The sequence below is a fragment of the Thermomonas fusca DSM 15424 genome (assembly GCF_000423885.1).
GTDB classification, from domain to species: domain Bacteria; phylum Pseudomonadota; class Gammaproteobacteria; order Xanthomonadales; family Xanthomonadaceae; genus Thermomonas; species Thermomonas fusca.
In genome coordinates this window covers 39,717-62,133 of sequence record NZ_AUIV01000026.1, presented here as the reverse complement: position 1 = coordinate 62,133, position 22,417 = coordinate 39,717, and the positions used below count along the sequence as shown (strand labels likewise).

Genomic DNA, 22,417 nt, shown 5'->3' with positions numbered 1-22,417 from the left:
CGGAAGCAAGTGACGGGCGCGGTGGCCAATGGATCGGCCAGACTTCAGAGCCGCCCCCCTCGCGCGCGCGCGTCCCCGTCTTGTCTCCGGCTAGCAGCCCCAGCCGCCTTGCCAGCTCCAGCGCGCGCATGGACGAATCGCACAAGGCCGCGTTCGGCAAACGGTCGCCGGCACTTTGATTGCCTTGATTCTTTTTCAATCCGCCGGCCCTCGCGCGGCACGCTCAGTGTCAGGGAATGCCTACCCCAGCGCACGGCATCCGCCGACTGTTTCGCCCTGTTCTCAGGTGCAACCTGTCCGGGCTGGCAACGTGCAACGCCGCAAGGTCATCCACGTGCACGCGGGTCGCAGGGATAGCGGCCCTGCCGGCATCATCTATTCGGCCCTACTTTAGGGGCGGCGGGCCTTTTTAGGGCGTCCAAAAACTCCGCAGGCGCAAACCAGCACACTTTGTGCAAAGGAAAAGGGCCAGCCCGCAGGCCAGCCCTTTTACCGTGTCAAAAAACCCCAGCCTCACGGCGAAACGCCCATTGCTTCGGGTTGTTCTTTGCAATGGACAAGGGCCGGACGTGCCGGCCCATCCTCCTTTCGCTCAGGGCCGCATGGCATCGCATCGGTGCCGCTGCATCGGCCAGTGCCCCGCACGTCCTGCGGCACAGGCGCCACCGCCGGCCGCCGGGTTCATGGCGTTAGGCAGGAAGTGTCGACAGTCCCGGCATTGAACCTGCGGGCGCGGGATCGCCTTCCCGGCCTTGCGCCTGAAACACCACGGGCAAGCCCGGACGCGCGCTGCATCCGGCCACAACCAGACAGGGCCGCACCCCTCGCAATGCGCCGCCGTAGTCCACCCCGGCGGCACGTGGCCGGCATCCATGCCAGCGCCCAGCACCAGCCCGCGCAGGTATGCCCTCAGCGTCTTGTCGGGTTGCCCCGCACAGGCGGTCACGTCATCGGCGTGCAATCGGTGAACGTGGGCAGCGTCCACCCCTTCGGACTCGGCCAGGTGCAGCAGGTGTGCGCGGATTTCAGGCTCGCACCCTTGCGACACTTGCGACACTTGCGACACTCGGACGCCTGCGGACGGTTGTGTCGCAGGAGTCGCAAGAGTCGCAACCACTCCCGCGCCGTTTTGCAGCAGTTCGGACAGCGCGCCCATTAATCCGGCTCCCCGACCAGCACCCGCCAAACACGGGCGCACCGCCTGCCCTCCAGCACTGCGCCGCCCTCGGCAAACGTCGCCCAGCCTGCAACCTCCAGCGCCTCCACTGCGGCGGTGAATGCCTCATTCGTGCGGATGCAGTTCGGGCCATTCCGCAGCGCGTCCCGGCTATGCAGTAGCGTCCGCCCCGTCTCCCGGCACCATGACAGCAGCGCCTCGGCATGCTTCACCTTCGCCGGCACGGATGCAGTACCAGCGATGCGGGCAGCTTCCCGCAGGTGATACATCGCCAGCAGCGCGGCCCGTCCGACCGTCTCCGCTCGGATCGCGGTCGCGTCGGGTTCCTCCACCAGCGTTAGCACCCCTGCGATGCGTGCCACCTGTGAAGCGGCTTTCGATGCCCACGCGCGGACGCTGGCAAACTCGCCGGCCATGTCGGCCTCAATCGCGTTATGGACGCCCACCCATAGCGCCTTAGCGTCCGGTGCCAGTGGCAGCGCGCGCGGCTCCAGTTCGTTCCTAGAGCCCTCCCGCAGCGGCATGGGTGCAGTCAGCAGGTCGCGCATCCGTGACCAGTAGCGGGCCAATGCCGGATCGCGGCTCAGGTCGGCGTCGCAATAGCTCCGCGTCCCCACCGTCGACGCGGGCCATGCGACAAGGCAACGCGGCAGGAAGCCTTGCCCCGTCAGCACGTCATCCGACAGCACCCGCTCGGCAATGACGGGCTGCACCATGACGTGCATCGCCAGCCTGCGGCCGTAAAACTTCGCGGCCCCGTCCCCGGCGCGGATGCGGGCAAACTCCCCGCTATCCCAAAGCTTTGAGAAACCGGCCGCTGATTTCGTGCGGTTATCCCGGCTCATGGCGTGGCCGTCCAGAAAATCGCCGGCATCATCATTGAATAGCCCCAAGCTCGGCCGGCCGGACTGGTACAGCTTGTGCAGCCCCTCCAGCGTTGCCTCGGGCACCAGCAGCAGCGGCGACAGCGGCGACTCGGGCGGCGGCCCCAGCTTGTGCAGGCTTGCCCGGATCGCTTCGGCATCCTTGCCTTTCTCCGCAGCGCGCGCGGCGGCCTTGTGGGCGGACAGCGCCACCTCATGCGATGCCATCGCCTGCCGGTATGCGTCGGCGTCGGATCGCTCAACGTCCCGATGCGCCTGCAATGCCCATCTGTCCGCGCCGCTCTTGCGTTCGCCGGAATCGCCCACGGTCACATGCCACAGGCTCAACGGCTCGCGCCGGCCATCGATGACCACATCGGCGTGCGGTTGCGCGGCCAGACTTGCGGCCGACAGGATGGATTGCCCGCACAGGCCAGCCGGCGACTGCACAACGGCGTGGATCGCCTTTGCAGCCCCGCCCAGCACGTCCCCCAGCGCCTCCAGCGGGTACGGCTCGGCGGGCGGTAGCGGACGCCTCAGCGGCTCAGGCGCGAACCCGGCATTTTCCGCCACTAGTTTATTCGCGCGCTCCTCCAGTGAAAGGACGGCATTCATGCGCTCGGCCTCCACTGCTGCGGGCGGGACAGGATCGCCCGCGCGCTGGAAACCCGCTCGACGGCAGCGGTCAGGCGTGCATCATCCTCACCGCTCAGGAATTGCCAGCCCTGCAACTGCCGGCCTGCGGCCTCGATTACCGCGCCCTCCAGCGCCAGGACTTCGACGGCGGACGCCATGCCCGCCTCCCGGATCGCCAGCCGCGCCCGCTCCCGCTCCTCCCTCGACTGCGGCCAGTGGCGCGGCGGGTGCAGGTCGGCCCAGCGAAGCCCGACAGCTCCCAGCACGTCATCCGCCGGACAGCCTGCGAAGCAATGCACCAGCACGCGCCCGTCGCGTTCGGCAATCGCCAGCTTGCGGGACTGCCCACCACAGGCCGGACAGCGCGCGCGGTAGCCGTTGCCCTGCCGTTGCACATGCTCCAGCCGTTGCAGTAGCGGCTCCGCGCTGGCATCCTGCACATGCACCCCGATCCCATCGAATGCACTCACGGAACCCGGCCCGCCAGCCGGGTTTCGTCCGTTATGGCCGCTCACGCCGCACGCTCCAGCCGCTCGGGCAGCGTCCGCAGGGACTCCAGCACCACATAGCGCCGGGTTCCGATGGTGAACGTCTCCAGCTTGCCGGATCGCGCAAGCTCGAACGCCACGGATCGGCTAATGCCATGCTCCGCGCAGGCCGTGACCAGCGGCCGATAGGTCGGGGTTGCCTCAGTACGCATGTTTCCGTTTCCGTCCCTGCGGGTTTGTGCAGGGCGATACGGACTTTGTGCCTCGCCTAGCGCCGGAATAAGCCCTAATGCGGGCAGGCGCAGTGCGTATGCGTGCATACGCCCCTATTTGATATCGGCATCCCTAAACCATTTCGTGACGGTGCGGGTTACGGCTAGATCGTCTCCAGTCAGCGGCTCGCCTTCGGCTCTCGCGCGTTCCCTCACTTCCGGCAGGATGCTTTTGATAACGGCCGCGCGGCTCTTTGGCGGCGGATTGTCTCGCCGCTGCTGGAAAGCCCATTCCTTCACTGGGTTAAGCCGTTCCCAGCGCGCAACGGCGGGAACCTTGCCGCGTTCGCTCTGGACTGCCTCAACGGCCCCGCGAGCCGCCTTCTTGTCTCGCAACGGCTGAAGGATCGATTCGACGGCCGCGCCCATCTCCGCCAACTCCTCCTCCCACTTGAAAAGCTGATCCCGACTTAGATGTCCCAAACGGTTGCGGATACTTAGCCTGCGGCGCATTTCCTCTATAACGCCAGCGGTCGCCTCAACTCCCTCCAGATGCGCGGCGCGCTCCTCCTCCCCGACTTCCCATCGCCACTTCGCGACAATTCCCCGGATGTGACCCATGTCGGATTCGATTCGTTCGGCAATCTCCGCGCGCCGTTTGTTGCCGTTAACAAACTCGATGCCCAGAAACTTCGCCATCGCCCACCCCCGCGCCCTGATAAGCCCCGCACCAGCGCCGGCAGGGTGTCCGGCGTTTTCGCCCCGTCGGGCTAGGTGCGGTTGTTCCTTACGTCATGCGGCAGGCATCCGGCCGTTTCAAGCCTTGCGCTTGCGAATCGGCGTCACGTTCGCCGCCTCGGCCGGCAGGGTGCCGCAATAGGTCGCCCAGTCCTGCATAAGGCGCGCGCGCCGCTCCAGCATGTCGGAACGGCGGTAGGCGGCTTCGCTCTTGTCTTGGATCGCATGCGCCAGCGCCATCTCCGCCACGTCGCGCGGGTAGCCCGTTTGATCGGCGGCCCAGTCGCGGAATGTCGACCGGAAGCCGTGCGCGGTCAGTCCCGGCCGCAGTTCCTTGACCAGCTTCAACGTCGCAGCAATGGTCAACGGCCCCGGCTTGCGGCCCGAACCCGGAAACACCCAGCCATCCCGGTGCGGCATGGCCTCCAGCAGCGCCATAAGCTCATCCGACAGCGGTACGCGGTGATCCTTGCCCGCCTTCATCCGTGCGCCCGGAATCGTCCAGACCTTCGCCCTCAGGTCGATTTCATCCCAATGCACGGCGGTCGCCTCACTTGGCCGGACAGCGGCCAAGATTTGCAGCCGTAGCGCCTTGCTTGCCAGCGTGTCGACGGCGACAAGCTCGCGCCAGAATGTCCCCATGTCGGCATAAGGCAATGCAGCGCGCGGCACCCTCTGCCTCACCTTGTTGGCTTCCGGCAGCAGGTTTTCCAAGTGTCCGCGCCAGCGGGCGGGATTGTCGCCCTTGCGATAGCCGCGCGCTGCGGCCCAGTCCAGCACGGCCTCGATGCGTTGCCGGACGCGGGTTGCCGTTTCCGTCTTTGTCGTCCAAATGGGTTCCAGCGCGCCCAGCACTAGCGCCGTGTCGATTGCCTGCACTGGCAGCGGCAGCAGGTCGGCCGCGTGGGCGTCCAGCGTGTTTCCCCACTGCTGCGCATGCTTGGCGTTGCGCCAGCCCGCACGGTGCGCGCTGATAAACGCGTCCCGGCACTCCAAAAACGTCTTTTGCTTCGCCCGCTCCAGCTTGGCCGCCAGATCGGCCTCGCGCTTCGCCTGATCCGCGTCGCGCTTCGCCTGAATCGGGTCTAGGCCATTTCTTAGGCCGTCGCGCGCCTTGCCGACCTCAACGCGGGCATCGGCCAGCGTGACAGCAGGGAACGCCCCTAGCCCCTTGTCGCGCAGCTTGCCGGTCACGCGGTCGCGGTAGCGGAAGATCCACGAACGCGAACCGCTCGGGCGGACATTCAGGTAAAGCCCGTCGCCATCGTTGTGCATCCCCTCCGGCAGCTTGCCCAGATGCTTTGCAACCAGCTTACCCATGACAGCCTCCGCCCCGTGCCCGCCCATACTCTAGCCCATACTTCAGCCCATACAAAATGCGCCGGTCACGGACGGACGGAAAAGGACGGTTGTGGACGGGTTTCGCAGGAAAGCTAGCTGCAATGCGGCTTTCAGGCAGGATGCGCGGACGGGCACGGACTCGGAAAAACGCTAGTCAGGCAGACACCGCTTCCGCCACCCCTACGCCGCCTTGGCCTTCCCACCCGCACGCGCTTTCGCCTTCGCCTTCAGGCATTCCGGGTCGCTGCATTCCAGCCGTGCTTCCTCCAGCATCTTCGGCAATTTCTGGGCGAGGAAATCGATGAACACCCGCACCGCCGGCAGCATGCCGCGACGCGAGGCGAACACCGCGTGCGCGATGCCTTGCGGCAGTCGCCAGTCCGGCAGCACCACTTCCAGCGCGCCGCTGCGCACCGCCTCGGCGCAGATGGTTTCCGGCAGCAACGTGATGCCCACGCCACCTTCCGCCATCGCCTGCATCATCGGGAAATCGAAGCCGGTGACGCGCGGCTGCAGCTCGATGCGGCGCACCTCCCCATTGGGGCCGTGCAGCTCCCAGCGCTGCCGCGCCTCGTCCTCGCTCACGCTCAGGGTAACGTGGTCGGCCAGTTCCTCCGGCGTGCGCGGGCGACCGGCGCGGTCCAGGTATTTCGGGCTGGCGACCAGCAGCTCCTGGATCTGGCCGAAGCTGCGCATGACCAGGCTGCCGTCCTCGTCCAGCTTGCTGCGCACGCGGATGGCCACGTCCACGCCTTCGTTGATGACGTCGATGCGGCGGTTGCTGACGGTCAGCAGCACCCGCACCTTCGGATGCAGGGCCATGAACTCCGGCAGCAGCTTGGGCATCTGCTGCTGCGCCATCGACACCGGCACGCTGACCCGCACGCTGCCGCGCGGCTCGGCGCTGAGCCGGTCCACCGCCTCGCGCGCGGCCTGCGCTTCGGCCAGCATCGACTGCGCGTGGCGATGCACGCTGGTGCCGACATCGGTGACCGCGAAACGGCGGGTGGAACGCTGCAGCAGGCGCACGCCGAGTTCGGCCTCCAGCGCGCTGATGCGCCGACTCAGGCGCGACTTGGGGATGCCCAGCGCGCGTTCGGCAGCGGCGAATCCGCCGTGGTCGACCACCGCGGCGAAGTAGTAGAGATCGTTGAGATCCTGCATCAGGGTAATTCCAAATATGGAACGTAAAGTAGCATTTGACTAACTTTATCCCAAAAAAGCAACAATCTACATTGATCCCATCGCGGCTCGCCGCACCCACAGGGATCGCACACCATGAAACTGCTGCATCTTGATTCCAGCATCCTCGCTGAAAACTCCGCCAGCCGCGAGCTGTCCGCCGCCATCGTGGCCCGCTGGCAGCGCGACGTGGCCGGCATCGAGGTGATCCACCGCGACCTGGCCGGCAGCCACGCCCTGCCCCATCTCGATGGCGCCAGCCTCGCCAAGGCGGACGCCGTGCAGGCCGCCCGCGCCCAGCGCGCGCTGGACGAGTTCCTGGCCGCCGACGTGGTGGTCATCGGCGTGCCGATGTACAACTTCGGCATCCCCAGCCAGCTCAAGGCGTGGATCGACCGGGTGGCGGTTGCCGGGCAGACCTTCCGCTACACCGAAGCCGGCCCGGTCGGGCTGGCCGGCGGCAAGAAAGTCATCGTGGCCGGCACCTACGGCGGGCTGTATCCGCTGGAGGAAGGGCGCAATTTCATCGAGCCCTACCTGCGCCAGGTGTTCGGTTTCTTCGGCATTAACGACGTCAGCTTCATCACCGCCGAAGGCCTGGCCGTTTCGCCGGAAATGCGCAGCGACGCAATCGCCGCGGCGCACGCCCGCATCGGCGAAGCGCAGGCGCTGGCGGCCTGAGCGTTTCGCGGGTATTCGCAGGCGCGCACTGCGGGCCAGGACGCTGCGCGACACGCCGTGAATCCATCCATGGTGGCTTCTCGGCGGCATCCATGCCGCCGAGAGTCGCACACCGCCCTGGCCCGCAGTACGCGCCTGCGATTTCAATTGCTTCTCACGAAAACGGGTCCCCGCGGACCCGTTTTCGTCGACACATATCGGCGCGCTCAACCGATCCGTTCGGCCCCACCCATGTACGGGCGCAGCACTTCGGGCACGTCGATGCTGCCGTCGGCGTTCTGGTAATTCTCCATCACCGCGATCAGCGCGCGCCCCACCGCCACGCCGGAACCATTGAGCGTGTGCACCAGCTCGGGCTTGCCGGTGGCCGGGTTGCGCCAGCGCGCCTGCATGCGGCGGGCCTGGAAATCGCCGCAGTTGGAGCAGGAGGAAATCTCGCGATAGGTGTCCTGCGAAGGCAGCCAGACTTCCAGGTCGAACGTCTTGGTGGCGCCGAAGCCCATGTCGCCGGTGCACAGCAGCACCTTGCGGTACGGCAGGCCCAGTCTCTCCAGGACGGTTTCGGCACAGCGGGTCATGCGCAGGTGCTCGGCGTCGGATTCCTCGGGCCTGGCAATACTGACCAGTTCGACCTTTTCGAACTGGTGCTGGCGGATCATCCCGCGCACGTCGCGACCACCGCTACCGGCTTCGGAGCGGAAGCACATCGAATGCGCGGTCATCCGCAGCGGCAGTCGATCGGCATCGAGGATCTCGTCGCGGACGATATTGGTCAGCGGCACTTCGCTGGTCGGGATCAGGTAGCGCTTGTGTTCACCCAGCTGGGTGGAAAACAGGTCCTCTTCGAACTTGGGCAATTGCCCGGTGCCGCTCATCGACTCGGCGTTGACGATCACCGGGACGTTGGTTTCCTCGTAACCGTGCTCGCCGGTGTGCAGGTCCAGCATGAACTGCGCCAGCGCGCGGTGCAGGCGGGCCAGCTGGCCGCGCAGCACGGTGAAGCGCGAGCCGGACAGCTTGGCCGCGGTCTCGCCGTCCAGCCAGCCGTGGCGCGCGCCCAGCTCGACGTGATCCTTGACCGCGAAATCGAAGCTGCGCGGAGTGCCCCAGCAGTGCTGCTCGACGTTGTCGGCCTCGCCGCCGCCCAGCGGCACGCTGGCGTCGGGCAGGTTGGGAATGCCGGAGGCGATGGCTTCGATCTCGCCGCGGATACGCTCCAACTCCACTTCGGAAGCCTTCAGCTCTTCGCCGAAGCCAGCCACTTCCGCCATCACCGGCGCCACATCCTCGCCCTTGGCCTTGAGCATGCCGATCTGCTTGCTGCGGGTATTGCGCAGGTTCTGCAGCTCCTGGGTGCGGATCTGGATCTGCTTGCGGCTGGCTTCCAGCGCTTCGATGCGGGCGACGTCGAGTTCGAAGCCGCGGCTGGTGCGCAGGCGTTCGGCAAGGTCGGCAGGATTGGAGCGCAGCAGGGCGGGATCGAGCATGGGAGGTTCGCGGTGCAAGGTGAACGCGCATTATCGCCGAGCGCGCCCGCGATGAAAGCGCGGTGCGGCGGCTGTGCAAGAATGCGGCCATGTCCGCGTCCGACCCGCAGCTCCCGCAGCGCAAGCCGCTGCTGCCGCCCCAGCTGGCGATCCGCCTGGCCATCGCCTTCGGCGTCGGCCTGCTGCTGTTCCTGCTGGTCTGGCTGAATTCACGCCGCAACTACGACTTCTACAAGGCCGACGGCACCGAGGCGGCCGCCGGCCAGTCCGACGCCCTGCCGGTTCCGCTGCCGCCGGATCTGGCCGGCAGCGACGGCGGCGATGGCAACGCCAGCGGCCTGCGCACGGTTGGCCGCGACGGCGTCACCGACCCGGTCGCAGTCCCGGCCAGCGACCAGCCGCGGATCATCGAAGCACCCGTGCGCCCGGCACCGCCGCCCGTGGCGCAGGCCGCCCCGGCGCCCGGCGACCGCGCCCAGCCACAGCCGCTGTCCACCCCTGCCCCGCGCTACCCGCGCGAAGCGCTGCGCATGGGCGCCGGCGGCACCGTGCGGATCACCGTGACGGTGGCGGCCGATGGCAGCGTGGAACGGCAGGAGCTGACCGACAGCAGCGGCAACCGCCATCTCGACCGCGCCGCGCTGGAGGCGGTGCGCCGCTGGCGCTTCCAGCCGGCCACCCGCAACGGCAAGCCGGTGGCGGCCGAGGTGTCGGTGCCGATCGTGTTCAATCCCGACGGCAACTAGCGATCGCTTCGATTCCGCGGCTCCGTGCGCCAGTGGCGCGCGCTCAGCCCTTGATCCCGCCCTTGGTCAGTGCCGCCGGGTCCAGCAGCTTGCGCAGCTGCTTTTCGGTCAAGCCGCTGTCTTCGAGCGCCACTTCCAGCACCGGACGGTTTTCCGCGTAGGCGCGCTTGGCGATCTTCGCGGCCATTTCATAGCCGATCACCGGGTTGAGCGCCGTCACCAGGATGGGATTGCGCTCCAGCGCCTGCGCCACCACGTCGCGGCGGATCTTCAGGGTGGCGATGGCATCGTCGGCCAGCGCACGCATGGCGCTGGCCAAAAGACCAATCGCCTCATCCAGATTGCAAGCCAGCAGCGGCAGCATCACGTTGAGCTGGAAATTGCCGCTCTGGCCGGCAACGGTATTGGCCTGATGCAGCCCCATGACCTGCGCGCAGACCATGCACAGCGCCTCGGGAATGACCGGATTGACCTTGCCCGGCATGATCGAGCTGCCCGGTTGCAGCGCCTGCAATTCGATTTCGCCCAGGCCCGCCAGCGGGCCGGAATTCATCCAGCGCAGGTCGTTGCCGATCTTCATCAGCGCCACCGCCAGCACGCTCAGCTGGCCGGACAGTTCCACCAGGTCATCTTGCGCCGCCAGCCCCTCGAAAGTATTGGGATTCTGGCTGAAACCGAGGCCGGTGGCGGCGTTCATGGCCTTCGCCACCGCTTTGCCGAACTTCGGGTGCGCGTTGATGCCGGTGCCGATGGCGGTGCCGCCGATCGGCAGCCGCGCCACCCGCTTCAGGCTGTCCTCGATCCGCGCCTGCGCCGAGGCCAGCTGCGCCTCCCAGGCGCCGAATTCCTGCGCGAACGTCAGCGGCATGGCGTCCATCAGGTGGGTACGACCGGTCTTCACCACCGCGCCGATCGCCTTGGCCTGGGCGTCGATGGTGTTGCGCAGATGCTCCAACTGCGGCAGCAGCGCGGCTTCGGTTTCGCGCACCGCCATCACCCGCAGGGCGGTGGGAATGGTGTCGTTGCTGCTCTGGCCAAGATTCACATGATCGTTGGGATGGATGGCCAGCCGGCTGGCCTTGCCGGCCACGTGCGCGATCACCTCGTTGGCATTCATGTTGGACGACGTGCCCGAACCAGTCTGGTAGCGGTCGATCGGGAACTGTTCGGAATGCGCGCCGCCGGCCACGGCGGTGGCGGCTTCAACTATTGCATCGGCGCGCTTGCCATCCAGCAACCCCAAGTGCCCGTTGACCAGCGCCGCCGAGGCTTTCACCAGCGCCAGCGCGCGGATGAACGCCGCCGGCATCGGCCGCCCGGAGATGTGGAAGTTGGCCAGCGCCCGCTGCGTCTGTGCGCCCCACAGCGCCGCCTCCGGCACCAGCAGTTCGCCCATGCTGTCGTGTTCGCTGCGGAAACCCCTGCGCTTGCTGCCGGCCATGTCGCCCTGCCATTTGTTGATGGATGGAGGGCAGCTTGCCCCGCCCGGCCGCACTTCCACAAGGCAGCGCGGCAGGCTCCGCTCTACAATGGCCGCCCCGTTGCCAGCCGCTGCCGCCCATGTCCCACGCCCTGACCGCCCTGTCCCCGCTCGATGGCCGCTACGCCGGCAAGGTCGATGCCCTGCGCCCGATCTTTTCCGAATACGGCCTGATCCGCGCGCGGGTGAAGGTGGAGGTGGAATGGCTGCTGGCGCTGGCCCGCGAGCCCGGCATCCCCGAGCTGGCTGCGTTTTCCGATGCCGCCGCGGCGCGCCTGCGCGCACTGGCCGACGGCTTCAGCGTGGAGCATGCGGCGCGGGTCAAGGCCATCGAGGCCACCACCAACCACGACGTCAAGGCGGTGGAATACTTCATCAAGGAGCAGCTGAAGGACGACGCCGAGCTGGGGCCGGCGCTGGAATTCGTGCACTTCGCCTGCACCAGCGAGGACATCAACAACCTGTCCTACGCACTGATGCTGAGCCAGGCGCGGCAGGACGTTCTGTTGCCGAAACTCGACGCGCTGATCGGGAAGCTGCGCGCGATGGCGCACGAGCACGCCGCGCTGCCGATGCTCGCGCGCACCCACGGCCAGACCGCTTCCCCCACCACCGTCGGCAAGGAGCTGGCCAACGTGGTGGCACGCCTGCAGCGCCAGGGCGAAGTGCTGGCCGGGCTGCCGATGCCGGGCAAGATCAACGGCGCGGTGGGCAACTACAACGCCCACGTGGCGGCCTACCCGGACGTGGACTGGCCGGCGTTCTCGCGCCGCTTCGTCGAGTCGCTGGACCTCGACTGGCAGCCCTATACCACCCAGATCGAGCCGCACGACGGCGTGGCCGAACTGAGCGACGTCTGCAAGCGCATCGACACCATCGCCATCGACCTGTGCCGCGATATCTGGGGCTACATCTCGCAGGGCTACTTCAAGCAGGCGGTGAAGGCCGGCGAAGTAGGCAGCAGCACCATGCCGCACAAGGTCAACCCGATCGACTTCGAGAACGCCGAAGGCAACTTCGGCATCGCCAGCGCGCTGTTCGAACACTTCGCGATCAAGCTGCCGATCAGCCGCTGGCAGCGCGACCTCACCGACTCCACCGTGTTGCGCGCACTGGGCACCGCCTTCGGCCACATGCTGATCGGCTTCGACGCCCTGCAGCGCGGCCTGAACAAGCTCAGCGTCAACCCGGAGCGGCTGGCCGCCGATCTCGACGCCAGCTGGGAAGTGCTGGCCGAAGCCGTGCAGACGGTGATGCGCCGCCACGGCCTGCCCAATCCCTATGAGCAGCTCAAGGCGCTGACCCGCGGCCATGGCATCAACGCGGCATCGATGCGCGAATTCATCACCGGCCTGGATCTGCCCGCAGCCGACAAGGCGCGATTGCTGCAGATGACCCCGGGCAGCTACACCGGCCTGGCCGAACGCCTGGCACGGGAAAGCTGAGCTTCACCCCACCCCACCAGGAGCTGCCATGCCCCCCTACGCACGCCTGCTGACCCTCTTCCTCCCGCTCGGCGCGTTGGCCTGCACGCCGCAAACACCCGCCGCGCAGCAGCCCGCGCCGCCAGCGATTCCCGCACCCGCCGCGCCGGCCGCCGCCTCCACGCAAGGTGCGGGCAGCCTCACCGATCCCGCCAGCGGCGCCCAGTGCGGCGGCCAGAACGTGCGCATCACCCGTGACGATTTCCAGCTGGTGCTGGAGGGCGACTGCGGCGAGATCGTGATCGCGGGCTCCAACGGCTCGCTCAACGTCGACAAGGCGCGCGCCATCCGCGTGCAAGGCAGGCACGTCACCATTCTCAACATGAAGGTGGATGCGCTGGCGGTGACCGGCTCCAGCAATACCCTCAACATGACCGAGGTCGCCGAAGCGGTGGTCGAGGGCGACGACAACGGCCTGCTGGGGCAGCACTACGGCAAGGTGGTGTTCCGCGGCCAACGCAACTACGTCAACACCAACAACCAGCCGCAGGTGGAAGACAGCGGCACCGGCAACAAGGTGATCTGAGCATGTCCGGAAGCGCGCAGCCTGCGCTGGAGATCGACGCCGCCCGCGGCCCGTCGCCGCTGGGCATGCCGCCGGCGGAGTTCCTGCGCGACTATTGGCAGAAGCGGCCGCTGTTGGTGCGCAACGCATTCCCCGGCTTCGTCTCCCCGATCGAACCCGAGGACCTGGCCGGGCTGGCCTGCGAAGACGGCGTGCTGGCGCGGCTGATCGAGCACGACCAGGCCAGCGACGGCTGGAAGGTGCGCCACGGCCCGTTTGCCGAAGACGATTTCCCTGCCCTGCCCGACCACGATTGGACGCTGCTGGTGCAGGACGTGGACAAGTGGGACGCCGACATCCGCGCGCTGCTGGCCCATTTCGGTTTCCTGCCGCGCTGGCGGATCGACGACGTGATGGTCAGCTTCGCTGCCACCGGCGGTTCGGTGGGCGCGCACGTGGACCAGTACGACGTGTTCCTGCTGCAGGCCCATGGCCAGCGGCGCTGGCAGATCGATACCTCGCCCGCGCCGCCGCTGGATTTCCGCAATGACGTGGACATCCGGCTGCTGCGCGAATTCCACCCGACCCACGATTGGGTACTGAACCCCGGTGACATGCTCTACCTGCCGCCGGGCGTGCCGCACCACGGCGTGGCGGAAAATCCCTGCCTGACCTTCTCGGTGGGCATGCGCGCGCCCGCCGCCGCGGAGCTGCTGGGCGACTATGCCGACACCCTCGCCGCCGACGCCCCGGACGAGCTGCGCTATGCCGATCCCGACCTCGCGCTGCCTGGCGATGCGGGCGAAATCGACGAGGCCGCCATCCAGCGGGTGGAAGCCGCCCTGCAGCAGCTGCGGATGGATGATCCGGACCGCTTTGGCGACTGGTTCGGCAGTTTCATCACCACCTACCGCAGCGCCGTGCTGCCGGCTGCCGACGACTATCCCCTGCCGCGCCCCGCGATGGAACAGGCGTTGGCCGATGGTGCCCTGTTGTGGCGCCATCCCTGGTCGCGCATGGCCTGGCGCCGCGCCCGCCAAAGCGACGCCGCGGCTCCGGCACGGCTGTATGCGGGCGGCGCGCCCTATCCATTGGCCATCGACGACGCCCGCCGGCTGGCCGCCGCGGACAGCATCGACGCCAGGCTGTACGCTGCGCTGGGCGAGGCGGGACGGGCTGCGGTCGCGGCCCTGCTGGCCGCCGGCCACTACCGGCTGGAACAGGAGGACGAAGCATGAACGGCGACCCCGGCAGCGAACCGATCCGCATCACCGACCACCCGGCGGCCGTCGAAGCCGCCACCCGCATCGCCGCGGACGCGCGCCGCGGCCTGTGGATCCGCAGCCTGGATCTCGAAGGCTGGTTGTTCGACCACCCCGACTTCCTCGCCGCGCTGCGCGGCTTCGCCACCTCCGCGCGCGATGTGCAGGTGCAGGTGCTGCTGCACGACGCCGCCGCCCCGCAGGCCGCCCACGCCAAGCTGCTGACGCTGGCCCAGCGCCTGCCCAGCGTGTTCCAGTTTCGCGAAGTGGACGATCCGGTCTACCGCGAGGAGCGGGTGGCGCTGGTCGCCAATGACGCCGGCGGGTATTACGTCCGCACCCAGGGCGACCGTGTCGAGGGCGTTGCCGCGTTCGATTCACGCGGGCGGGTGCGCCAGCTGCAGCAGCGCTTCGATGAAATCTGGGAGCGTTCCCGTCCGGTAACTGAATATCGCGCCCTCGGAATATGAAATCGCCGCGTTCTTGACTTTGGTCGCATGCGCCGGCGACCCCCCTGCGGCTATAATTCCGGCTCTTTGCTTGCGCGCATTCAGAATTTGTTCCGCCCCGGTCTGACGCCAGTACCGGCGGGCACACCCCCCACCCCACCGATAGGTTGCTAGCCACACCGTGGACAGTCTCCTCAAGCAGTTCGCTCAAACCTCCCAGCTCGGCGCCAACGGCGCGTTCATCGAAGACCTCTACGAGCAGTACCTGGTCGCGCCCGACAGCGTCGATCCCAAATGGAAGCAGTACTTCGATGGCCTGAAGGGCCGCGAAGCCGGCGACATCCCGCACTCCGCGGTCATCGACCAGATCGCCGAGGCCGGCCGCCAGGCCGCGCGCGGCGTGGTCGCCGCCAGCAGCGGCAGCGGTGACGAGCGCGAGCGCCACGTCGGCCGCCTGATCACCGCCTACCGTTCGCGCGGCCACCTCGGGGCGCACACCGACCCGCTGGGCCTGACCCCGCCGATCAATCCGCCGGACCTCGACCTCGCCTTCCACAAGCTGTCCGGCAGCGACCTCGACACCGAATTCAGCACCGGCGGCGTCGGCGGCCAGGCGCGGATGAAGCTGCGCGACCTGTACGCGCGCCTGCGCGCCACCTATGCCGGCAGCATCGGCGCCGAATTCATGCACATCACCGACGCCGACCAGCGCCGCTGGCTGTACGAGCGGCTGGAAACGGCGGCCGGCAACTACGGCCGCAGCAAGGAAGACAAGCAGCGCATCCTAGAGCGGCTGACCGCTGCCGAAGGCCTGGAACGCTACCTGCACACCAAGTACGTCGGCCAGAAGCGCTTCTCGCTGGAAGGCGGCGATTCGCTGATCCCGCTGCTGGACGTGGCGATCCGCCGCGCCGGCCAGGCCGGGGTCAAGGACGTGGTGCTGGGCATGGCCCATCGCGGCCGCCTGAACGTGCTGGTCAACACCCTCGGCAAGCCGCCGCGCAAGCTGTTCGACGAGTTCGAAGGCAAGTTCGAACACAGCCGCCAAGGCGACCACACCCACACCGGCGACGTGAAATACCACATGGGCTACAGCGCCGACGTCGCCACCCCCGGCGGCCCGGTCCACCTGGCGCTGGCGTTCAATCCCTCGCACCTGGAGATCGTCGATCCGGTGGTGGTTGGCAGCGTGCGTTCGCGCCAGCACCGCCGCGGCGATGGCGAGCGCAAGCAGGTGATGCCGGTGCTGATCCACGGCGACGCCGCGTTCGCCGGCCAGGGCGTGGTGATGGAGCTGCTGCAGATGTCGCAGGCCCGCGGCTTCCGCGTGGGCGGCACCCTGCACGTGGTGGTCAACAACCAGGTTGGCTTCACCACCAGCGCCGCCGAAGATGCGCGTTCGACGTTCTATTGCACCGACGTGGCCAAGATGGTCGGCGCGCCGATCCTGCACGTGAACGGCGACGACCCGGAAGCGGTGGCGTTCGTGGCCGAGATGGCGTTCGACTTCCGCCAGGCGTTCGGCAAGGACGTGGTCATCGACCTGGTCTGCTACCGCCGCCACGGCCACAACGAAGCCGACGAGCCGGCCGCCACCCAGCCGGTGATGTACAAGAAGATCCGCGCGATGAAGACCACGCGCGAGCTGTACGCGGAGAAGCTGGCGGCGGAAGGCACCGTGGCCGCCGCCGAAGCGCAGGCGCTGGTCGATGCCTGCCGCGACCGCCTCGACGCCGGCGAAGTCACCACCGAGATCGTGAAGGCGCAGCCCGACGCGCTGACCGTGGACTGGTCGCCGTACCTGGCCGGCAAGCTGTCCGACCCGGTCGACACCAAGGTGCCGCGCAAGGCGCTGGACAAGCTGGCCGCGCAGATCAACACCATCCCGGACGCGGTCAAGCTGCATCCGCGCGTGGCCAAGATCTACGACGACCGGCGCAAGATGGCCGCCGGCGAACAGCCGGCCGACTGGGGCTTCGCCGAGAACCTGGCCTACGCCACCCTGCTGGCCGATGGCTACCGCCTGCGCCTGGTCGGCCAGGACTGCGGTCGCGGCACCTTCTTCCATCGCCACGCGATCCTGCACGACCAGAACACCGACCACTACCACCTGCCGCTGCGCGAACTGGTGCAAAACCCGGAAGACGTCACCATCATCGACTCGCTGCTCAGCGAGGAGGCGGTGATGGCGTTCGAATACGGCTATGCCACCGCCGATCCGATGACCCTGGACATCTGGGAAGCGCAGTTCGGCGACTTCGCCAACGGCGCGCAGGTCGTCATCGACCAGTTCCTGGCCGCGGGCGAAGCAAAATGGGACCGACTGTGCGGCCTTGCGCTGTACCTGCCGCACGGCTACGAAGGCCAGGGCCCCGAGCACAGCTCGGCGCGCCTGGAGCGCTTCCTGCAGCTGTGCGCGCTGGACAACATGGTGGTCTGCACGCCCACCACGCCGGCGCAGGATTTCCACATGATCCGCCGGCAGATGCGCCAGAGCACCCGCAAGCCGCTGGTGGTGATGACGCCGAAGTCGCTGCTGCGCCACAAGCTGGCGGTATCGAGCCTGGACGAACTGGCCAGCGGCGAGTTCCAGCGCCTGATCCCGGACACCACCGCCACCGCGAAGAAGGTCAAGCGGGTGGTGGTCTGCGCCGGCAAGGTCTATTACGACCTGCTGGAAGAAGCCCACAAGAAGGAGATCAAGGACGTGGCGCTGGTCCGCGTGGAACAGCTGTACCCGTTCCCGCGCCCGGAGCTGGTGGCCGAACTGAAGCGCTTCGGCTCCGCCACCGACGTGGTCTGGTGCCAGGAAGAGCCGCAGAACCAGGGTGCGTGGTACCAGATCCAGCACCATCTGCGCGCCTGCCTGCAGCCCAAGCAGGTGCTTGGCTACGCCGGCCGCCTGCGCTCGCCCTCGCCCGCCGCCGGCCACATGGCCGAGCACGTGGCCGAACTCAACAAGCTGCTTGCCGACGCACTGGTGAACCCGGTCGGCAACGACAGCGACGCCGACTAATCCCCCTCCGAATTCCGACAGGACGCCCTCATGGCCATTGAAGTCAAAGTCCCGGTTCTCCCCGAATCCGTTTCCGACGCCACCATCGCCAGCTGGCACAAGAAGGCCGGCGACGCGGTCAAGCGCGATGAAAACCTGCTCGATCTCGAAACCGACAAGGTGGTGCTGGAAGTGCCCTCGCCGGTCGATGGCGTGCTCAAGGAGATCAAGTTCGAAGCCGGCGCCACCGTCAACAGCCAGCAGGTGATCGCGGTGATCGAGGAAGGCGCCACGGCCGCTGCCGCCGCCCCCGCCGCCGAAGCGCCCAAGCCGGCCGCCGGTGCCGAGCAGGTGATGCCCAAGGCCCAGGCCGCGGCGCTGCACGCGGCGGCGCCGGCCAGCACCACGCCCAACCCCGTGGGTGGCGACCTGCCGCCGGGTGCGCGCTTCGCCGCCACCACCTCCGGCGTGAACCCGGCCGACGTGGCCGGCACCGGCCGCCGCGGCATGGTCACCAAGGAAGACATCGTCAACTACGCCAGCGGCAAGACCGCCGGCGTGACCGGCGGCGCGCGTCCAGAGGAACGCGTGCCGATGACCCGCATGCGCGCCCGCATCGCCGAGCGCCTGATGCAGTCGAAGAACTCCATCGCCATGCTGACCTCGTTCAACGAGGTCAACCTGGCGAAGGTCATGGAGATGCGCAAGGAGCTGCAGGACGACTTCGTCAAGGCCAACGGCATCAAGCTCGGCTTCATGAGCTTCTTCGCCAAGGCGGCGGCGAACGCGCTGCAGCGTCATCCGGCAGTCAACGCCTCGGTCGATGGCAACGACGTCATCTACCACGGCTATGCCGACATCAGCATCGCGGTGTCCACCGACAAGGGCCTGGTCACGCCGGTGCTGCGCAACGTCGAGCGGATGGGCTTCGCCGAGATCGAGCAGGGCATCGCGGACTACGCCAAGAAGGCGCGCGACGGCAAGCTGGGCCTGGACGACCTGCAGGGCGGCACCTTCACCATCACCAATGGCGGCACCTTCGGTTCGCTGATGTCCACCCCGATCGTGAACCCGCCGCAGAGCGCCATCCTCGGCATGCACGCGATCAAGGAGCGCGCCATCGTCGAGAACGGCCAGGTGATCGCCGCGCCGATGATGTACATCGCGCTGAGCTACGACCACCGCATCATCGACGGAAAGGACGCGGTGCTGTTCCTGGTCGACATCAAGAACCAGCTCGAAAACCCGCACCGCATGCTGCTGGGAATGTGATTCCGGCGACGGGAACCGGCAACGGTTCCCGTCCTGTTTCGGGGCACCGCGGGCCCGGAGCCTGCCCCCGCTACCAAGTTCAGGAATGAAGCAATGAGCGAACAACAGCAATTCGACGTCGTCGTCATCGGTGCCGGCCCGGCCGGCTACCACGCCGCCATCCGCGCCGCGCAGCTGGGCCTGAAGACCGCCTGCATCGACGCCGCGCTGGGCAAGGACGGCAAGCCGGCGCTGGGCGGCACCTGCCTGCGCGTAGGCTGCATCCCGTCCAAGGCGCTGCTGGATTCCAGCCGCCAGTTCTGGAACATGGGCCACATCTTCGACCAGCACGGGATCAGCTTCGACAAGCCCGCGATCGACGTGAAGAAGATGGTCGCCCGCAAGGACGGCATCGTGAAGCAGTTCACCGGCGGCATCGCCGCGCTGTTCAAGGCGAACAAGATCACCGCGTTCTACGGCTTCGGCCAGCTGCAGCCGGGCAACGTGGTGACGGTCAAGCAGCACGACGGTAGCGAAGTCGCGCTGAAGGCCACCAACGTCATCCTCGCCGCCGGTTCCGATTCCATCGAGCTGCCGTTCGCCAAGTTCGGCGAGCACATCATCGACAACGTCGGCGCGCTGGACCTCGAGAAGGTACCGAAGCGCCTCGGCGTGATCGGCGCCGGCGTGATCGGCCTGGAACTGGGCAGCGTGTGGAAGCGCCTGGGCGCCGAGGTCACCATCCTCGAAGGCCTGCCGAACTTCCTCGCCGCCGCCGATGCGGAAGTGGCGAAGGTCGCGGCGCGCGAATTCAAGAAGCAGGGCCTGGACATCAAGCTGGGCTGCAAGTGCACCGCCACCGAGGTCAAGAAGGACGGCGTCCATATCAGCTACACCGACGACAAGGGCGCGGCCCAGGAACTGGTGGTCGACAAGCTGCTGGTGGCCGTGGGCCGCCGCGCCGCCACCAAGGGCCTGCTGGCCGATGGCACCGGCGTGCAGGTCAACGAGCGCGGCCAGATCGTGGTCGACGAGCACTGCCACACCGGCGTCGATGGCGTGTGGGCGGTCGGCGATTGCGTGCGCGGGCCGATGCTGGCGCACAAGGGCTTCGAGGAAGGCATCGCGGTGGCCGAGCTGATCGCCGGCCTGCCCGGCCACGTCAACTTCGACACCATCCCGTGGGTGATCTACACCGAGCCGGAAATCGCCTGGGTTGGCAAGACCGAGGAGCAGCTGAAGGCCGAAGGCACCCCGTACAAGGCCGGCAGCTTCCCGTTCGCGGCGGTCGGCCGCGCGGTGGCGATGGCCGAGCCGGCAGGCTTCGTGAAGGTGCTGGCACATGCCGAAACCGACACCATCCTGGGCATGCACCTGGTCGGCGCCAACGTGTCAGAGCTGGTCCACGAAGGCGTGCTGGCGATGGAGTTCAAGGGCAGCGCCGACGACCTGGCGCGCATCTGCCACGCCCACCCGTCGCTGAGCGAAGCCGTGCACGACGCCGCGATGGCGGTGCACAAGCGGGCGATCCACAAGGCCAACTGATCTCGCTGGCGGCCGGATCGTGGCGCGGGGTTTCCGCGACACGCCGCAAGTACGTCCATGTAGGCTAATCGGCGGCCTGCTCGCATGCGCTTTCCTGCGCATGCGGCAGGACCGGGGCAGACCATCCATGGTCTGCCCGTCCGGCGCGATGCGCCGAACCCATGCCGCCGATTGTCGCGAAAACCCCGCGCCACGCTCCAGCCTTGTCGGATACCACGCGAAAATCACGGCCACCCCGGTGCGCCGTTTTTCGTTCGGGCGCGCGATAATCCGCGCATGAAAACACTCTGCGTCTACTGCGGCTCCAACGCCGGCAACGATCCCGCCTACGCCATCCTCTCCCGCGCGCTCGGCAAGCGCCTCGCCGGCGAAGGCATCGCGCTGGTCTACGGCGGCGGCAACGTCGGCCTGATGGGCATCGTGGCCGATGCCGTGCTGGAACACGGGGGCGAGGTGGTCGGCGTGATCCCGCAACAGCTGGTGGATTGGGAGGTCGCTCACAAGGGCGTCACCCGGCTGGAAGTGGTCGACTCCATGCACAGCCGCAAGGCGCGCATGTTCGAGCTGGCCGACGGCTTCGTCGCCCTTCCCGGCGGCTTCGGCACCCTCGATGAAATGTTCGAGATGCTGACGTGGCGCCAGCTGGGCCTCGGCAAGAAGCCCTGCGCCTTCCTAGGCGTCAACGGCTTCTGGCAGCCGCTGATGGCGATGCTGGACACGATGGTGCGCGAGCGCTTCCTGCATCCCGAGCAGCGGCAGGACATGTGGCACGGCGGCGACATCGACGCCCTGCTGGCATGGATGCAGGCCTACGTGCCCGCGCACGCCGACAAATGGCTGGACGAGAAGCGCCGCAGCCAGCTCAACCTCACCCCGGAGGATGTATGACCATTCCGGCGACGTTCCGGGCCTTCCGCATCCACAGCGACGCCGCCGGCTACCGCAGCGGCATCGAAACCCTGTCGCTGGACGACCTCAACCCCGGCGAAGTGGTGGTGAAGGCCGCCTACTCCTCGGTCAACTACAAGGACGCGCTGGCCGGGACCGGCAAGGGCAAGATCCTGCGCAGCTTCCCGCTGGTCGGAGGGATAGACGTCGCAGGCCACGTGGTGGCGTCCACCGATCCCGCGTTCCGCGAAGGCGACGCCGTGCTGGTCACCGGCAGCGGGCTGTCGGAAACCCGCGACGGCGGCTATTCGGAAGTCGCGCGGCTGGATGCGCGCTGGGTGATCCCGCTGCCCGCGGGCCTGAGCCTGCGCGAAGCGATGATCCTGGGTACCGCCGGCTTCACCGCGGCGCTGGGCCTGCTGCGGATGACCGAAAACCGGCAGACCCCCGCGCTCGGCCCGTTGGCCGTGACCGGCGCCACTGGCGGCGTGGGTTCGATGGCGGTCGCCATCTACAGCAAGGCCGGCTATGAGGTGCACGCGATCAGCGGCAAGCCCGAACATGCGGACTACCTGAAGTCACTGGGCGCGTCCGACGTGCTGGGCCGCGACGCGCTGGCCACCACCAAGCCGATGGACAGTGCCCGCTTCGGCGGCGGCCTGGACAGCGTCGGCGGGCCGATGTTGGCCGCCCTGCTGGCGCAGACCGCCCCCTACGGCAACGTCGCCAGCTGCGGGCTGGCCGCATCGCATGAGCTGCACGCCACCGTGATGCCCTTCATCATCCGCGGCGTCTCGCTGCTGGGCGTGGCCTCGGCCGGCACCGCCCGCGACATCCGTGACGAGGTCTGGCGCCGCTTGGCCGGCGACTGGAAGCCGGACAACCTGGCCGCGATCTGCACCCGCGAAGCCAGCCTGGACGAACTGCCGCAGGTGTTCGACGGCATGCTTGCCGGCGGCGCGCTGGGGCGTACGGTGGTGCGCATCGCGCCTGTCATCTGACCGCGC

19 protein-coding genes are annotated in these 22,417 nt (G+C 67.8%); 11 read left to right on the top strand and 8 right to left on the bottom strand.

The features are described from left to right. Positions 1–1,155: 1,155 nt before the first annotated feature. The 6 genes from G582_RS16450 to G582_RS0111445 form a co-directional block, all read right to left on the bottom strand. A complete protein-coding gene (locus G582_RS16450) occupies positions 1,156–2,655 on the bottom strand; it encodes a YfjI family protein (RefSeq protein WP_156880479.1) in 1,500 nt (499 codons plus the stop codon). Next, positions 2,652–3,191 carry a hypothetical protein gene (locus tag G582_RS17275; protein ID WP_156880477.1) on the bottom strand — a complete coding sequence of 180 codons (540 nt, stop codon included), beginning with the start codon at positions 3,189–3,191 and terminating at the stop codon, positions 2,652–2,654. The genes G582_RS16450 and G582_RS17275 overlap by 4 nt, the downstream gene beginning before the upstream one ends. Then, a complete protein-coding gene (locus G582_RS18015) occupies positions 3,188–3,376 on the bottom strand; it encodes a hypothetical protein (RefSeq protein WP_156880475.1) in 189 nt (62 codons plus the stop codon). Before G582_RS18015 ends, G582_RS17275 begins: the two co-directional genes overlap by 4 nt. 114 nt (positions 3,377–3,490) lie before the next feature. Next, positions 3,491–4,075 carry a hypothetical protein gene (locus G582_RS0111455; RefSeq protein WP_028839953.1) on the bottom strand — a complete coding sequence of 195 codons (585 nt, stop codon included), beginning with the start codon at positions 4,073–4,075 and terminating at the stop codon, positions 3,491–3,493. Positions 4,076–4,192: 117 nt separating this feature from the next. Then, the gene (locus tag G582_RS0111450) at positions 4,193–5,434 is read right to left on the bottom strand and encodes a tyrosine-type recombinase/integrase (RefSeq protein WP_028839952.1); all 1,242 of its coding nucleotides are present in this window, start codon (positions 5,432–5,434) and stop codon (positions 4,193–4,195) included. Between the two features lie 201 nt (positions 5,435–5,635). After that, positions 5,636–6,619 (bottom strand): LysR family transcriptional regulator, encoded by a 984-nt coding sequence (locus G582_RS0111445; RefSeq protein WP_028839951.1) that lies wholly within the window; start codon positions 6,617–6,619, stop codon positions 5,636–5,638. Between the two features lie 114 nt (positions 6,620–6,733). On the opposite strand from G582_RS0111445, the gene G582_RS0111440 reads away from it, so the two are divergent. Beyond that, complete coding sequence (locus G582_RS0111440) at positions 6,734–7,318, top strand: FMN-dependent NADH-azoreductase (protein WP_028839950.1); 585 nt, start codon at positions 6,734–6,736, stop codon at positions 7,316–7,318. Between the two features lie 206 nt (positions 7,319–7,524). Here G582_RS0111440 and serS read toward each other — a convergent pair whose 3' ends face one another. Further along, positions 7,525–8,805 carry a serine--tRNA ligase gene (gene serS / locus G582_RS0111435; RefSeq protein WP_028839949.1) on the bottom strand — a complete coding sequence of 427 codons (1,281 nt, stop codon included), beginning with the start codon at positions 8,803–8,805 and terminating at the stop codon, positions 7,525–7,527. An 89-nt stretch (positions 8,806–8,894) separates the two neighbouring features. Here serS and G582_RS0111430 point away from each other — a divergent pair, with 89 nt between their 5' ends. Next, a complete protein-coding gene (locus G582_RS0111430; protein WP_028839948.1) occupies positions 8,895–9,551 on the top strand; it encodes an energy transducer TonB in 657 nt (218 codons plus the stop codon). 43 nt (positions 9,552–9,594) lie between these two features. Here G582_RS0111430 and G582_RS0111425 read toward each other — a convergent pair whose 3' ends face one another. After that, entirely contained in the window at positions 9,595–10,992 is a 1,398-nt protein-coding gene (locus tag G582_RS0111425) for a class II fumarate hydratase (protein ID WP_028839947.1), read from the bottom strand. 119 nt (positions 10,993–11,111) lie between these two features. On the opposite strand from G582_RS0111425, the gene purB reads away from it, so the two are divergent. From purB to G582_RS0111380, 9 genes are all read left to right on the top strand, one after another. Next, positions 11,112–12,476 (top strand): adenylosuccinate lyase, encoded by a 1,365-nt coding sequence (gene purB, locus G582_RS0111420; protein WP_028839946.1) that lies wholly within the window; start codon positions 11,112–11,114, stop codon positions 12,474–12,476. A gap of 28 nt (positions 12,477–12,504) precedes the next feature. After that, positions 12,505–13,041 carry a hypothetical protein gene (locus G582_RS16440; protein ID WP_051247179.1) on the top strand — a complete coding sequence of 179 codons (537 nt, stop codon included), beginning with the start codon at positions 12,505–12,507 and terminating at the stop codon, positions 13,039–13,041. After that, positions 13,038–14,258, top strand: a complete 1,221-nt coding sequence (locus G582_RS16435; RefSeq protein WP_083961184.1) for a cupin domain-containing protein — start codon at positions 13,038–13,040, stop codon at positions 14,256–14,258. Before G582_RS16440 ends, G582_RS16435 begins: the two co-directional genes overlap by 4 nt. After that, complete coding sequence (locus G582_RS16430) at positions 14,255–14,752, top strand: DUF7931 domain-containing protein (protein ID WP_051247175.1); 498 nt, start codon at positions 14,255–14,257, stop codon at positions 14,750–14,752. The genes G582_RS16435 and G582_RS16430 overlap by 4 nt, the downstream gene beginning before the upstream one ends. Before the next feature lie 160 nt (positions 14,753–14,912). Then, the gene (locus G582_RS0111400) at positions 14,913–17,747 is read left to right on the top strand and encodes a 2-oxoglutarate dehydrogenase E1 component (RefSeq protein ID WP_028839945.1); all 2,835 of its coding nucleotides are present in this window, start codon (positions 14,913–14,915) and stop codon (positions 17,745–17,747) included. 30 nt (positions 17,748–17,777) lie between these two features. Beyond that, positions 17,778–18,998, top strand: coding sequence for a dihydrolipoyllysine-residue succinyltransferase (sucB, locus tag G582_RS0111395; protein WP_028839944.1), 1,221 nt, complete (start codon positions 17,778–17,780; stop codon positions 18,996–18,998). A gap of 93 nt (positions 18,999–19,091) precedes the next feature. Next, positions 19,092–20,522 (top strand): dihydrolipoyl dehydrogenase, encoded by a 1,431-nt coding sequence (lpdA, locus tag G582_RS0111390; protein ID WP_028839943.1) that lies wholly within the window; start codon positions 19,092–19,094, stop codon positions 20,520–20,522. 276 nt (positions 20,523–20,798) lie between these two features. Further along, positions 20,799–21,410: an LOG family protein gene (locus G582_RS0111385; protein ID WP_028839942.1), complete on the top strand. Its 612-nt coding sequence runs from the start codon at positions 20,799–20,801 to the stop codon at positions 21,408–21,410. Continuing rightward, positions 21,407–22,411: a YhdH/YhfP family quinone oxidoreductase gene (locus tag G582_RS0111380; protein ID WP_028839941.1), complete on the top strand. Its 1,005-nt coding sequence runs from the start codon at positions 21,407–21,409 to the stop codon at positions 22,409–22,411. The genes G582_RS0111385 and G582_RS0111380 overlap by 4 nt, the downstream gene beginning before the upstream one ends. Positions 22,412–22,417 lie beyond the last annotated feature (6 nt).